Origin of the sequence: Pseudoalteromonas sp. (genome assembly GCF_036960685.1) — a bacterium.
In the GTDB taxonomy this organism is placed as follows: domain Bacteria; phylum Pseudomonadota; class Gammaproteobacteria; order Enterobacterales; family Alteromonadaceae; genus Pseudoalteromonas.
Map to the genome: position 1 here is coordinate 150295 of NZ_JBALXK010000002.1, position 12991 is coordinate 163285.

The following is a 12991-nucleotide window of genomic DNA, read 5'->3' on the forward strand; positions in this document are numbered from 1 at the left end:
CTTATGAATAATCCAGCTTACTTCGGCGAATTTGGCGGCATGTTTGTCCCTGAATTGCTAGTACCTGCACTAAAACAACTAGAAAACGAGTTTAACAAATCACAAACAGATGCTGCATTTCAAGCTGAGTTTGAAAAGTTACTTAATGAATATGCAGGTCGTCCAACGCCACTGACATTAACGCGTAACTTAATTAAAAATCCAAAAGTAAAATTATACTTAAAGCGTGAAGACTTACTACATGGCGGTGCTCATAAAACGAACCAAGTGTTAGGCCAAGCACTGCTAACAAAACGCATGGGCAAAAAAGAGGTTATTGCTGAAACCGGCGCTGGCCAACACGGAGTTGCGACGGCGCTTGCCTGTGCATTATTGGGTTTAAAATGCCGTATTTACATGGGTGCTAAAGATGTTGAACGTCAGCAGCCAAACGTGTTCAGAATGAAATTAATGGGCGCGACCGTTATCCCTGTCACCGCAGGCTCTGGCACACTCAAAGATGCCGTAAACGAAGCGCTACGTGATTGGTCTGCAAATTACCAACAAGCTCATTACTTACTTGGCACAGCAGCAGGCCCACACCCATTCCCAACCATGGTTCGTGAGTTCCAAAAAATGATTGGTGAAGAAGCAAAACAGCAAGTGTTAAAAGCGGAAGGACGTCTACCAGATGCCGTGCTTGCGTGCGTGGGTGGTGGCTCTAACGCCATTGGTATGTTTACTGATTTTATTGATGAGCCAAGTGTTAAACTGATTGGTGTAGAGCCGGCAGGTAAAGGTCTTGATACTCATGAGCATGGTGCAACCATATGTAAAGGCACCAAAGGTATTTTACATGGAACTTACACCTATATTATGCAAAATGATGATGGCCAAATCGAAGAGTCTTACTCAGTTTCCGCAGGGCTTGATTACCCAGCGGTAGGCCCACAACATGCCTTTTTGCATGAAACGGGTCGCGCTCAGTATGTGGGTATTACCGATACCGAGGCACTAGAAGCATTTCAATTATTGGCTAAAAATGAAGGTATTATCCCTGCGCTTGAATCAAGCCATGCCCTTGCCTACGCATTAAAATATGCAGAGCAACAAACAGAAGACACCATCTTAGTGGTGAATTTAAGTGGCCGCGGCGACAAAGACTTAGCACACGTAATGGATGTACTTTCAAAAGGAGATCAACTATGAGCCAGCCAGCCCCGCTAAAAACAGATCGCTACGGGAAAATGTTCGCCGCATTAAGCGAACAAAATCAAGGTGCGTTCGTGCCATTCGTAACCATTGGTGATCCCAACAAAGAGCTCAGTGTTGAAATCATCAAAAGCTTAATTGATGGCGGCGCAGATGCCTTAGAGCTTGGTATTCCATTTTCAGATCCAATTGCAGATGGCCCAGTTATTCAAGCGGCGAACATTCGCGCCTTAGAGGTTAATATTAACACTCAAGATTGCTTTGATATTATCAAGCAAGTACGTGAATATAATGCCGATATTCCAATTGGTTTACTGCTTTATTCAAACTTAGTGTTTAAACGTGGCTTAGAGGCTTTTTACAAAGATGCCAAAGCGGCGGGTGTGGATTCAATTTTAGTGGCAGATGTGCCGCTGCATGAATCTAAAATGTTTCGAAAAGCTGCAATGAGCAATGGTATTGACCCTATTTTTATTGCAACTCCTAACGCCCCGGATGACACCTTACGTGAATGTGCCTCTTATGGCCGAGGTTATACTTATTTACTTTCACGCGCGGGTGTCACAGGCACTGAAACAAAAGCACAAATGCCCGCATCTTCTATCGTCACTAAATTAAAAGAATACCACAGTGCGCCAGCATTACTTGGTTTTGGTATTTCTACTCCAGAAGATGTTAAAGCCGCGCTCAATGCGGGCGCAGCAGGCGCCATTTCAGGCTCTGCTGTGGTTAAAATTATTGAAGCAAACTTGGACAACCCACAAGTGATGTTGAATGGTTTAAAAGAATTTGTAGCCGCTATGAAGGCAGCTACAGATCTCTAAGCATAACTAAAGGGCGCTCACTGCGCCCTTTTCAGCTAATGCGCTTGGTGTTTACCTTCAATAATTTCTTCTATAAATTTACGATTAAACGCAGCTAGATCCGCAGGGCTTCTGCTCGTAACTAAACCTCTATCAACACTCACCTCTTTGTCGACCCAATTAGCACCGGCATTAATCAAGTCAGTTTTAATACTTGGAAAAGAAGTTACTGTGCGGTCTCGTAATTTATTAATTTCTGCTAATAACCATGGTCCGTGGCAAATTGCTGCGACGGGTTTGTTTTTGTCTGCGCCAAAAAAGCCATCAACAAATGCCTTTGCATCTTTGTCAATCCGCAAACTATCTGGGTTAAATAAACCGCCGGGTAACAGCAACGCATCATAATCATCACTATTGGCCTCACTTGCGAGTTTATCCACGGCTACCTTATCGCCCCATACATCTTCATCCCAACCTGTAATTTCTCCTTCTTTGATTGAAATAACCTCAACAGTTGCGCCAGCATCTAATAAAGCATTTCGCGGTGAAAACAGCTCACTTTGCTCAAAGCCGTCAGTTGCTAGAATGGCTATTTTTTTGCCTTTAAGTTGGCTACCCGTTTGTAATGTAGACATGATATCTCCTTATTTTATTAAGCTTAAGATATAAAAGCAGACACCATGCCAAATATAAGATGTTGAAATTAAAGGGGGTATAGCGAGGAAATGACAAGCACTCTGTAATTGAGTAACAAAGTGCGAAGATTCTACATTATAAGGCGTCTTTCAGTGCCTTAGCCGCTTTAAACACTGGCTTATTGGCTCCTTCTATTTCAATTGCTGCGCCAGTTTGTGGGTTGCGCCCTGTGCGTGCTGGATAATAACTCAAAGCAAATGTGCCAAAACCATTTATTTGTACTTGATCGCCTTCAGAAAGTGACTTTGTGATCACAGCTAACATGCTTGATAAAGCTGCTTGGGAATCTTTCTTGGTTAATTCACTGTGCGCCGACATAGCACTGATAAGATCTGCTTTATTCATAAAATGCTCCTAAAAATCCCACTGATCCGATAGCTGTTCAGTGGATTTTGGTAATGATTGAATACAAAGGCACGCAGGCTAAGGGTTAGTAACCACTAAGTCAACCTTGTAAATAACACAATAAGTTGATACAACCTGTGCAATTATTTTTTGTTCTCACATTTTGAGCAGTCTATGCACGCATTAATCGAGTTTATCCCGCTAGTTTTATTTTTTGCGGTGTTTAAGTTAGTTGATATTTATTGGGCAACAGCGCTATTGATGGGCACCACGCTTATTCAAGTTGCGTATTCTTATTTTAAAACAGGCAAAGTACCAGCGCGTCAGTGGTTATTTTTTGCCATCGCCGTCATTTTAGGCACGTTAACACTCGTTTTTCATGATGAGCAGTTTGTAAAATGGAAGGCCACAATTATTTATGCAGTGTTGTCTTTAACTTTATTGATCAGCCGCTACTTGATGGGCAAGAATCTCGTTAAGCAAGCACTGAGTTCAGTGTTAAATAATGCCACAGATACAGAGCAAGCCATTAGCGTACCTGAACCACTGTGGGACAAACTCAACTTACTATGGGTTGCCATTACAGCCGCTATTGCAGCACTCAATATTTATATCGCTTATAATTTCTCTCTTGATTTTTGGGTCAACTTTAAAGTATTTGGACTGATGGCTATTACCTTTGTCAGTATTTTTGTCACTATCATCATGTTGTATAAATACTTACCTGATGAAGACGAGCCTAAAACCGACGATAGCAAGCCATCTTAAATGTCATAAATCTGTCGTCTTAGCTTGATAGGCTATTATACAAAATCACGCTGAGACGACCTTGAACGCCAATCAATACCGCTGGTTTGAATTTACACTGATATTTGTTTGTCTACCTTTATTGGGCTTTTACCTTCGCGCTCACCTTGCTAATTGGTTGATCCCCGCACTTATTGTATTGATGAGTGTTTGCGGCATGTTGCTACTTGGCGATCCCCACTTCAAACGTTTTAGGCTCACAAGCTTTGGTGAATTTTCTGCGGTCAAACGCCGCATATTTAGCTTCTTTTTTATTGGCGCGCTATTTTCTGGGGTATTTTACGGCATCATCAATCAAGGTAATTGGTTTTTGCTACCACGCAACTCATTTCACGATTGGCTGATGTTGCTACTGTTGTATCCGTTATTATCTGTGGTGCCGCAAGAGCTCATATTTCGAACCTACTTTTTTCATCGTTATAAACGCATCATGCCAAAAAAGAGCGTGCGTATCGTGATCAGCGCCACAGTATTTGCGTTAGCCCATATTGTTTATGCGAACTGGGTGGCAGTACTATTAGCATTTGTTGGTGGCTTATTGTTTTCATTTACCTATGCACAAAGCCGCTCTACTTTTGTGTGCGTGATTGAGCACAGCTTATGGGGATTATGGATGTTTACCTTAGGTATTGGGCAGTACTTAGATTCATCGACAGTCTCTTAACTGAAAAAGCCGTGCTTATACTACATCACAGGTAGTACTTAGCACGGCTTTATTATGGGAGGTTTAATTAATATTTATTAAAAACCAAAAATACTCACCGCAAAAAACTTAGTTGCCACGGTATTTACAAATATCAGCAGTAAAATGACTGGAATAAACGTTGAAAGTGAAAAGTTAACGTATTTTTCAGTAAAACTGCCGGTATAGCCCGGGCAACCTTGGCTTAGTTCTTCACTTAAACGCACTTTTTTCCAGCGATACATCACAAATAAACACACCATTAAACCATTGAGCGGTAATATCGTGTCGTAAAAAACATCGTAAACAATATCAAACAAACTTTTCGAACCACCACCATAATTAGTGAATGACGTTAAGCCCTCGACCATACCAAATGACATAGTGCACAGTACAGTCAACAGGCCAATGCTGGCGGTTAAAATCAATAATGCCATTTTACGGCTGATGCCTTTGCGGTCGCTGAGCGTTGCTGTGGGTACTTCCACAATCGAGACTAACGACGTTATAGCAGCAAAAAACACTAATAAGAAAAATATAAATGCCACGATTGATGCACCGATATAACCAATATCAGTTTGTAATGCGAGTAAAATTTTCGGCAAAAACTCAAAAATCATCGACACAGAAGAATCTGATAACTTAGTTGGATCTGTATCTGGGTTGAAACTAAAAATAGCTGGCAGAACCATTAAGCCAGCAATAAACGCCACCAATGAATCTGTCAGGGCGACCATTTTAGCACTGCCTACGATGTCATCTTTTTTCGAGATATAGGATGCGTAAGTCATCAAAATACCCATACCTAACGATAATGAGAAAAACGCTTGTGCGAGTGCCCCATTTAATACACTGGCATTCATTTTGGTAAAGTCAGGAATAATGTAATACTTAACACCGGCCATCGCATTATCCAGTGTTAATACATAGACCACTAATGCAATTAACAACACAAACAACGCTGGCATTAAAAACTTAGCTGCTTTTTCAATACCTTGCTTAACACCGCCGACTAGAATTAAGTTAACGATGATCGCCACTGCTGCCATATAAGCAAACACGCTAGAGCTATTGATAAACACCCCAAAGCTTTTTGGATCGGCTAACACATCTAAGTTACCAACGGCAACTTGACTTAAATAGCCAAAAATCCATACCGTTATCACCATGTAGAAAACGGCGATCATAAACGGTGTTAATACCGCTAAAAAACCAGCAAAGCTCCATTTATTATCATTGCCTGATAATAATTTATACGAGCCGAGTGGATCTTTTTGCGCTTGGCGACCCATCGCCATTTCGGCCATCATCACCGGTAGACAAATAAACACCACAAATAACGCATAAACGAGTAAAAAAGCACCGCCACCATTTTTTGTAGCCGAGACAGGAAAGCCAACCAAATTACCAATACCTACCGCTGAACCTGCAGCCGCTAATATGAATCCGAGGCGGGAGCTAAAATGCTCACGAGTATCGCTCATTTAAAAACCTTATTATTATTTTGTATCATTTTAGCGACTCTACCAGTGTTACAGTGAGCTTTTCAAGCAGATTCAGTTTAAAAATAGTTTAGTGCTGTAAACCCGCTTATTGATTGACCATAAAGCGAAAACTAATCGTAATTTATTCGCCAATTAAATCTGCTGTGCTAGTATCAGAGCAATTTCATACTATTAATATTAGAGAATACGCCATGTTGTATATGATTTACTCAACTGATGTTGAAAATAGTTTAGAGCACAGAAAAGCTGCCCGCCCAGCTCATTTAGCCCGCTTACAAGAATTAGACGAACAAGGCCGATTGTTTACCGCAGGCCCGTTACCCGCAATTGATAGTGCAGATCCAGCTGAAGCCGGTTTTACTGGTTCTTTAGTCATTGCTGAATTTGACTCATTAGAAGCTGCACGTGAATGGGCCGCAGCAGATCCATACGTCAGTGGTGGTGTTTATGATAATTCAGTAGTTAAACCGTTTAAAAAAGTATTTCCAAGCTAAATAAAACCAACAATCAGATGAAATCGTACTGAGCCAACAATAAAATTTAAATTAATGCAGATGAGCTATCTGTAACAACCATAATAATTCAGTGTTTGTTCACGGGTTGTTAATTAAGATCCGCTGCAGTGAATCATATAATTTAGTGGTTTTACTTGAATTTTAGCTACTTGGTTCATTAAACTATTCAGGTCTGGTTTAGGAGTTTCCCATCATGCGTACTGTGTCAGCTCTCAGCGTCGCCATCATTGTGCTATTTATGAGTGTGTTTTCGACGAGTAGCCAAGCTGCATCTCAAGATAATAAAACTGAGATCAATAAAAAACAAGCTGTGGAGCTTGCTAAAAAAATCGAAGATGGTAAAACTCTTAAAATTACCGTACTTAACGATATTTATACCGTGAGAATTTTAAAATCGGACGGCCATGTCGTCGACGTTCATGTCAATAAAAAGACCGGCGAAGTGAAAAAGGATTAATAAATGCGAATTTTAGTAATTGAAGATGATTTACACTTAGCAGATAACTTGCGTAATGCATTAGAAAAAGAACGCTACAGTGTTGACCTTTGTCATGATGGCGAAGCGGGTTTATTCCATATTACAGAGTACCCTCTAGATATGGCTGTGGTTGACTTAGGTTTACCAAAAGTAGACGGTATTGAGCTTATCAATAAAGCCCGAGCACAAGGGATCACGATTCCAATCCTTATTTTAACAGCGCGTGATCGTTGGCAAGACAAGGTTGAAGGGCTTGATGCCGGTGCTGATGACTATTTAACAAAACCATTTCATGTTGAAGAGTTAATCGCCCGTTGTAACGCACTTATTCGTCGCAGTGCAGGTAAAGCAAATCCTGAAATGACCGCTGGACCAATTAAAATTCATACTCGCTCACAACAAGTATGGGTTGATGATAGAGAGCTAAGCCTGACAGCTTACGAATATAAAGTACTTGAGTATTTAATGGTTAACCCGCAAAAAGTGATCTCAAAATCTGAGTTAACAGAGCATATCTATGACCAAGACTTTGATTTAGACTCTAACGTTATCGAAGTATTCGTACTGCGTTTACGTAAAAAGCTTGACCCTGATGGCACACTTAACCCTGTAGAAACACTGCGTGGGCGTGGTTACAGGCTTAAAAGTCAGTGGTAGCATCGCAAATACCGTTAAAAGTAAGGCAAGGATTTATCCTTGTCTTTGTTTTATTAGTCGCCTTACCTATTTTATTTTTCTCAATTGGTAAGGCGTACTATGCATCATTAGTCGAAGCCACCGAAAAAACCCTCGAAGCCCATTTATATTCATTAATTTCAGAGGTCGATTTTACCGAGCGCGGTATTATTATGCCAAGCACCATTCTCGCCCCTGAGCTAAACCGTTTAAACTCTGATACCTATGCAATGATTTACCGTGATGAGCAGCCAGTTTGGCACTCTGAGTCTGCGGTAAACGTGAACTTTGTGCCTGATGATATAGAAACTAAAGCGGGTGCTGCAGATTTTCGTCGTGTCGAATATAAAAATAACGTGTACTGGCAATTAAGTCTCACTGTTATTTTAAATAACATTGACCAATCCGAACACGCCCGTTTTATCTTGTTAAAACGCAATGATGCCCTACTTCGATTAATGGACGGCTTTAAACAGACCTTAGTAAACTGGATGTATGTCATGGGTGTTGCCATCGCAGCATTAATGGCAATTGGTTTTGTGTGGAGTGCGAGACCATTACAACGCCTTGATAAAGAAATAAAAGCCATTGAATCTGGCGATATTCAAGAGATCAAAGGGCAATATCCTGTCGAACTGCAAACAATAAAAGCCGATTTAAATTTACTACTTGAAACTCAACAACGACAGAAAGAGCGTTACCGAGCCTCACTCAGTGATTTAGCGCATGCTTTAAAAACGCCCCTAGCGGTGCTTAAATCTAGTCCTTTGGCAAATGATGCCGACGCACAAGAGCAGCTTGATCGTATTAATGTGATGATCGAACATCAATTAAAACGTGCTGCAACGGGCGCTTCCGACACATGGAAAAAACAAACAATTATTAAACCCGTGCTCGATTCAATTCTTAATGCAATGGGCAAGGTATACCGAGATAAAGATATTATCTTTACGTGTGATGTTACCGATAAACATTATTTTTTAGGTGATAAAACCGACTTACTAGAACTGCTAGGCAACTTGATTGATAATGCCTGTAAAGCTTGTCGCTCACAGGTCGATATACAGGTAGTACAAAAGCGCACTCTGACAATTACAATCAGTGATGATGGCCCAGGTGTTCCTGTTGATAAGCGCGAGTCATTGCTCACCCGTGGGACTCGCCTAGATACTTACGAAAGTGGCCATGGCGTAGGAATGGCTATTGTCTCTGACTTAGTCAAGTCGTATCACGGTGACCTAACTATTTTAGATGCTGATACTTTGGGCGGCGCAAAATTTATTTTAGAGTTTAATTATAATGATAAAAAATAATAAGCTATCAATAAGTTGTTGCACACTACTGCTACTTTTAAGTGTAACAACGCAAGCAGCTGAGCAATGCAGTTTAGTTGCTCAAGCAACCCCTGATGAAGCGAAAAGCTATATTCAATGTTTAGATAGGCAAATAGAAAGCTTAACGCGTATCCAGCAAACTTGGGTAAATAAGATCACCCTAGATTTAAACACGATTGAAGAAGAAACCGGTAACACGCAGTTATTACCAATTTTCAAACGCAGTATGGCAAGTCAAAATAAATATTTGGAAGATAGTTGCAAGTGGCGTTATCTACAAAAGGTTCCCAACGCCACTCAAGCTGCAATGGTCTATAAACGTTGTGAAATACGTATTTTAGAGCAGCATATTGAGGTTTTAACACAGCCCATTAAGTAATTTCTAAGAAAAGCCACATAAGTATGTGGCTTTGCTTATCGAAAGCTAGGCTTTTTCTTCTAGGTTTTCGCCATTCCCTAATAAAGTTGCCAGCCAGCGCCCTTCTTCACTGGTTTCAAGGGCTATTTTAACAATCATAGTCAAAGGGACTGATAGCAGCATACCCACTGTGCCCATCAGCCAACCCCAAAATATTAATGATAAAAATACCACCAAGGTTGATAGTCCTAAGCCTTTACCCATGTATCTAGGCTCAACAATATTACCCATCACAGTATTAATCGTTAAATAGCCAAGGCCCACCATACTTGCTACAAACGGTCCTTGTGTGATGAGCGCCAGCAACACCGCAGGTACTGCTGCAATGATAGAACCAATATTAGGAATATAGTTAAACATAAAGGCCATCACAGCCCATAACACAAAATAATCAACATCCAACAGCCACAGCAAGATACCTGCAAGCAAACCAGTGCCTAAACTAACCACTGTTTTAATAGCAAGGTAGGAGTTAATTGACTCTGAAAAACGGTCAATTTGTTGCATTTTACGATCGGGATCATCCAGTGCCATATGTATTTTGTGACTGAGCATGGGTCCTTCAAACAACATAAATACCACAGTCAAAATAATTAAAAATAAATTGGCCATCACGCCACCTAACCCTGTGAGCATTCCCGTAGCTACATCAATGATTTTACCCGGATCAAACATTGCTATTATTTGTTCTTTATTGATCAAGATGTTGTATTTTGCAGCCATATCCACGAGCAAAACAAACTGCTCTTTAAGTTGTGCTTTATATTGTGGTAATTGCTGCGAAAAATCAGTTAAGGATTGCCCTACTAAGCCCGCTAAACTAACGCCAATGCCAACCACCATCAGCATTACCAACATGATAGCCAAACCTTTTGGGATTTTATAACGGCCAAAAAAGCTCAATAATGGGTTGCAGATAATGGCAATAAACGCTGCCAATACAAATGGAATAACAATCACACTAGCTGCTTTTACACCTGCCAATACAATAACTAATGCTGCAAAAATAACTAAACTTCGGTTTACCCCAGTTAAACTAGCCAAACTACGATCCTTGAAAATATACACTGCACTTAGTGTATACCCAAACGACCTCGAGATGCGAGCCTCGTTGGAATTTAAAGCAATCTAAGCAACGCGTAAATTGCAAAGTGATCAAAGCTGTCTATGGTACGTATAACAGGTATAAATAATTAATTAACTGGGTCAACACTATGCACATATTCATTACTGGCGCCACCGGCTTAATAGGCAGTCATTTATGCCAGCAGTTGCTTGAAGAGCATCAGCTAACGGTATTATCGAGAAGTCCTGATACAGCAACACAATTACTCGGTGCAGATATTTTAGCCGTAGACTCACTCGCTAATGTTGATTTTAATACTGTTGATTGCGTGATTAATCTTGCGGGTGAGCCCATTGTAAATAAACGTTGGAGCGACAAACAGAAGCAATGCCTACTTGATAGCCGCATTGTACTGACTCAGCAAATAAGCACTGCAATACAGCATAGCCAAACACCACCTCATACATTTATCTCTGGAAGTGCCATTGGTTTTTATGGCCGCCAAGATAACACCTTGATTGATGAAAGTTTTACCGCTGTACATCCAGAGTTTAGCCACAAGCTATGTGATGCGTGGGAGCAAGCGGCATTCGCTGCGCAATCAGCTAATACACGCGTATGCACACTGCGCACCGGGATCGTATTAGCTAAACAAGCAGGCGCATTAGCAAAAATGTTGCCGCCATTTAAACTAGGATTAGGTGGACCGATTGGTAATGGTGAGCAAGGCATGTCATGGATCCATATTGATGACATGGTTCGACTTATCTTATTCGTGTTAGAGACTAAAAATCTTAGCGGAGCAATTAATGCCACAGCACCCAACCCTGTTAGCAATAAAGAGTTTAGTCATCAATTAGGGCAAGCTCTCACACGTCCGGCATTTATACCTATGCCGAGTTTATTACTTAAATTAGTTATGGGGGAAATGGCTGATTTATTGCTTTATGGGCAATTTGTTGAGCCTAAAAAGTTACAGACACAGCAATTTACTTTTAACTATCCAAAACTACCCGACGCACTTGAAAATTTATTAGCGTGAAGGTTTTATTAGTCCATTTTTATTATCTTGCTATTAGTTAAATAGTACATAATAATTAACACTATTAAAAATATATCACAAAGGCAACTAGGTTTGGCGCATAGGAAATACCATAGATGATGCATTTACCTACAATCATCATCATTTCCATAATACTTAACTCAATCATTAGCTCATTTTTGATGTCTTTGTATGTGCTCAGAAAACAAAAAACCTATTTGTATTGGTGTATCTCTTGTTTTATTTTTGTATTTGCCCAAGTCACTGCTGCGCTGCGTGCATTTATTGATTTAGATTTTGTCTCCCACTACTTAGCCGACCTATTTATCATCGCCGCACCGCTTGCGGCAATACTAGGTATACATGCTTATAACAGCACCGATAAAACCAAATTCACGGCATGTATTGGAGTGTTACTAGCATCAGCGATAATTTTACTGCCTATTTATAGTTCACCTTTTGGACAACTTTATACCACAACAGTCATTGCATGCTGCTTTTGTTATGCAGCTTATGCATTAAATAAGTTACATTTGGGTCGTATTACACATTTTTTACTGTTACAAATCTGTTTTGTTGTACATGCCATCTTGATGTTTTGCCAAGCCGCACTACTACTTTCTGCACCAACATCAGTGATCGATACTCAGCAAGCTCTGGCTATAATCTTAATTAGCCATATTGTGATCTCCACTTGCACAGCGTTAGTCTGGCCTGTGTTAATGTTTTTAGAATCAGAGCAAGTTTTAACCGATTTAGCTAATTTAGATCCACTCACAGGGCTGCTTAATCGACGCGCATTTTTAAATCTCAGTGCCACACATTTAGAGCAAGCCCATGGGTGCCAAAAAGAATTATGTGCATTGATGATTGATATTGATTTTTTCAAAAAAGTGAATGATAAATTTGGTCATGAAACAGGCGATGAGGCTTTAAAATGGGTTGCCAAACAAATTCAAGCACAGTTACGAGAGCATGATATTGTGGCACGTATCGGCGGTGAAGAGTTTGCAATTTTACTGCCTAATACCTCTGAAAATAATGCCCATGCTTTATCAGAACGGATCCGACTAGCTATTAATAACCAACAGTTTATTTATAACCAACAAAGTATTTCGCTGTCACTTAGCATTGGTGTAATAAAACACTCTGCAGGTAGCAATATCAATGATTTACTTGCCCAAGCAGACAAAGGTTTGTACCAAGCAAAACACAATGGCCGCAATCAAGTTGTTGTTGCTATTTAGCATGATATTTAACACCCAACATTACTGGCTAATTTGAAAGCGAACTCGTGTATTTGAAAAATTATTAATAATTAAATAAAAACATCACGATACAATTTAGACACATTTTTATCCCAATTAATTAAACTCATTTGTTGACGTAACGTTAAAATTCCACTAGCCTTCTCTGGAAGCGCTTTCACATATT

At 40.2% G+C, this 12991-nt stretch carries 15 protein-coding genes; 11 read left to right on the forward strand and 4 right to left on the reverse strand.

Annotated elements, in window-relative coordinates:
* Positions 1-3: 3 nt before the first annotated feature.
* Both trpB and trpA read left to right on the forward strand, forming a co-directional pair.
* Positions 4-1188, forward strand: coding sequence for a tryptophan synthase subunit beta (gene trpB, locus V7783_RS02810; RefSeq protein WP_335677440.1), 1185 nt, complete (start codon positions 4-6; stop codon positions 1186-1188).
* Positions 1185-2015: a tryptophan synthase subunit alpha gene (trpA, locus tag V7783_RS02815; RefSeq protein ID WP_335677441.1), complete on the forward strand. Its 831-nt coding sequence runs from the start codon at positions 1185-1187 to the stop codon at positions 2013-2015. The genes trpB and trpA overlap by 4 nt, the downstream gene beginning before the upstream one ends.
* 35 nt (positions 2016-2050) lie before the next feature.
* Here the strand turns inward: trpA and V7783_RS02820 are convergent, their stop codons facing one another.
* Together V7783_RS02820 and V7783_RS02825 are read right to left on the reverse strand one after the other, a co-directional pair.
* Positions 2051-2629 (reverse strand): type 1 glutamine amidotransferase domain-containing protein, encoded by a 579-nt coding sequence (locus tag V7783_RS02820; RefSeq protein ID WP_335677442.1) that lies wholly within the window; start codon positions 2627-2629, stop codon positions 2051-2053.
* Positions 2630-2765: 136 nt separating this feature from the next.
* Positions 2766-3035: an HU family DNA-binding protein gene (locus V7783_RS02825; RefSeq protein ID WP_335677443.1), complete on the reverse strand. Its 270-nt coding sequence runs from the start codon at positions 3033-3035 to the stop codon at positions 2766-2768.
* Between the two features lie 174 nt (positions 3036-3209).
* Between V7783_RS02825 and V7783_RS02830 the strand changes: the two genes are divergently transcribed.
* On the forward strand, positions 3210-3803 hold the full coding sequence (locus V7783_RS02830) for an inner membrane-spanning protein YciB (RefSeq protein ID WP_335677444.1): 594 nt from the start codon (positions 3210-3212) through the stop codon (positions 3801-3803).
* A 61-nt stretch (positions 3804-3864) separates the two neighbouring features.
* Positions 3865-4506: a CPBP family intramembrane glutamic endopeptidase gene (locus V7783_RS02835; RefSeq protein WP_335677445.1), complete on the forward strand. Its 642-nt coding sequence runs from the start codon at positions 3865-3867 to the stop codon at positions 4504-4506.
* Between the two features lie 77 nt (positions 4507-4583).
* Here the strand turns inward: V7783_RS02835 and V7783_RS02840 are convergent, their stop codons facing one another.
* The gene (locus tag V7783_RS02840; protein ID WP_335677446.1) at positions 4584-6008 is read right to left on the reverse strand and encodes a sodium-dependent transporter; all 1425 of its coding nucleotides are present in this window, start codon (positions 6006-6008) and stop codon (positions 4584-4586) included.
* 212 nt (positions 6009-6220) lie between these two features.
* Here V7783_RS02840 and V7783_RS02845 point away from each other — a divergent pair, with 212 nt between their 5' ends.
* The 5 genes from V7783_RS02845 (at position 6221) to V7783_RS02865 (ending at position 9410) form a co-directional block, all read left to right on the forward strand.
* On the forward strand, positions 6221-6523 hold the full coding sequence (locus V7783_RS02845; RefSeq protein WP_335677447.1) for a YciI family protein: 303 nt from the start codon (positions 6221-6223) through the stop codon (positions 6521-6523).
* Between the two features lie 214 nt (positions 6524-6737).
* The gene (locus V7783_RS02850; protein WP_442961340.1) at positions 6738-7001 is read left to right on the forward strand and encodes a PepSY domain-containing protein; all 264 of its coding nucleotides are present in this window, start codon (positions 6738-6740) and stop codon (positions 6999-7001) included.
* Between the two features lie 3 nt (positions 7002-7004).
* Positions 7005-7679, forward strand: coding sequence for a response regulator transcription factor (locus tag V7783_RS02855; protein ID WP_283710804.1), 675 nt, complete (start codon positions 7005-7007; stop codon positions 7677-7679).
* Complete coding sequence (locus V7783_RS02860) at positions 7673-9010, forward strand: ATP-binding protein (RefSeq protein ID WP_335677448.1); 1338 nt, start codon at positions 7673-7675, stop codon at positions 9008-9010. The genes V7783_RS02855 and V7783_RS02860 overlap by 7 nt, the downstream gene beginning before the upstream one ends.
* Positions 8997-9410, forward strand: coding sequence for a hypothetical protein (locus V7783_RS02865; RefSeq protein ID WP_335677449.1), 414 nt, complete (start codon positions 8997-8999; stop codon positions 9408-9410). Before V7783_RS02860 ends, V7783_RS02865 begins: the two co-directional genes overlap by 14 nt.
* 45 nt (positions 9411-9455) lie before the next feature.
* On the opposite strand, the gene V7783_RS02870 is transcribed toward V7783_RS02865, so the two are convergent.
* Positions 9456-10493: an AI-2E family transporter gene (locus tag V7783_RS02870; RefSeq protein WP_335677450.1), complete on the reverse strand. Its 1038-nt coding sequence runs from the start codon at positions 10491-10493 to the stop codon at positions 9456-9458.
* A gap of 170 nt (positions 10494-10663) precedes the next feature.
* On the opposite strand from V7783_RS02870, the gene V7783_RS02875 reads away from it, so the two are divergent.
* Both V7783_RS02875 and V7783_RS02880 read left to right on the forward strand, forming a co-directional pair.
* Positions 10664-11557, forward strand: a complete 894-nt coding sequence (locus tag V7783_RS02875) for a TIGR01777 family oxidoreductase (RefSeq protein ID WP_335677451.1) — start codon at positions 10664-10666, stop codon at positions 11555-11557.
* Between the two features lie 116 nt (positions 11558-11673).
* Positions 11674-12804, forward strand: coding sequence for a GGDEF domain-containing protein (locus tag V7783_RS02880; RefSeq protein ID WP_335677452.1), 1131 nt, complete (start codon positions 11674-11676; stop codon positions 12802-12804).
* Positions 12805-12991 lie beyond the last annotated feature (187 nt).

Bases quoted from the DNA above. Each gene is read 5' to 3' on its own strand.
- V7783_RS02850 (WP_442961340.1), top strand. From the start codon at position 6,738: ATGCGTACTGTGTCAGCTCTCAGCGTCGCCATCATTGTGCTATTTATG.
- V7783_RS02865 (WP_335677449.1), top strand. From the start codon at position 8,997: ATGATAAAAAATAATAAGCTATCAATAAGTTGTTGCACACTACTGCTA.
- trpB (WP_335677440.1), top strand. From the start codon at position 4: ATGAATAATCCAGCTTACTTCGGCGAATTTGGCGGCATGTTTGTCCCT.
- V7783_RS02845 (WP_335677447.1), top strand. From the start codon at position 6,221: ATGTTGTATATGATTTACTCAACTGATGTTGAAAATAGTTTAGAGCAC.
- V7783_RS02855 (WP_283710804.1), top strand. From the start codon at position 7,005: ATGCGAATTTTAGTAATTGAAGATGATTTACACTTAGCAGATAACTTG.
- V7783_RS02825 (WP_335677443.1), bottom strand. From the start codon at position 3,035: ATGAATAAAGCAGATCTTATCAGTGCTATGTCGGCGCACAGTGAATTA.
- trpA (WP_335677441.1), top strand. From the start codon at position 1,185: ATGAGCCAGCCAGCCCCGCTAAAAACAGATCGCTACGGGAAAATGTTC.
- V7783_RS02820 (WP_335677442.1), bottom strand. From the start codon at position 2,629: ATGTCTACATTACAAACGGGTAGCCAACTTAAAGGCAAAAAAATAGCC.
- V7783_RS02875 (WP_335677451.1), top strand. From the start codon at position 10,664: ATGCACATATTCATTACTGGCGCCACCGGCTTAATAGGCAGTCATTTA.
- V7783_RS02840 (WP_335677446.1), bottom strand. From the start codon at position 6,008: ATGAGCGATACTCGTGAGCATTTTAGCTCCCGCCTCGGATTCATATTA.
- V7783_RS02880 (WP_335677452.1), top strand. From the start codon at position 11,674: ATGATGCATTTACCTACAATCATCATCATTTCCATAATACTTAACTCA.
- V7783_RS02830 (WP_335677444.1), top strand. From the start codon at position 3,210: ATGCACGCATTAATCGAGTTTATCCCGCTAGTTTTATTTTTTGCGGTG.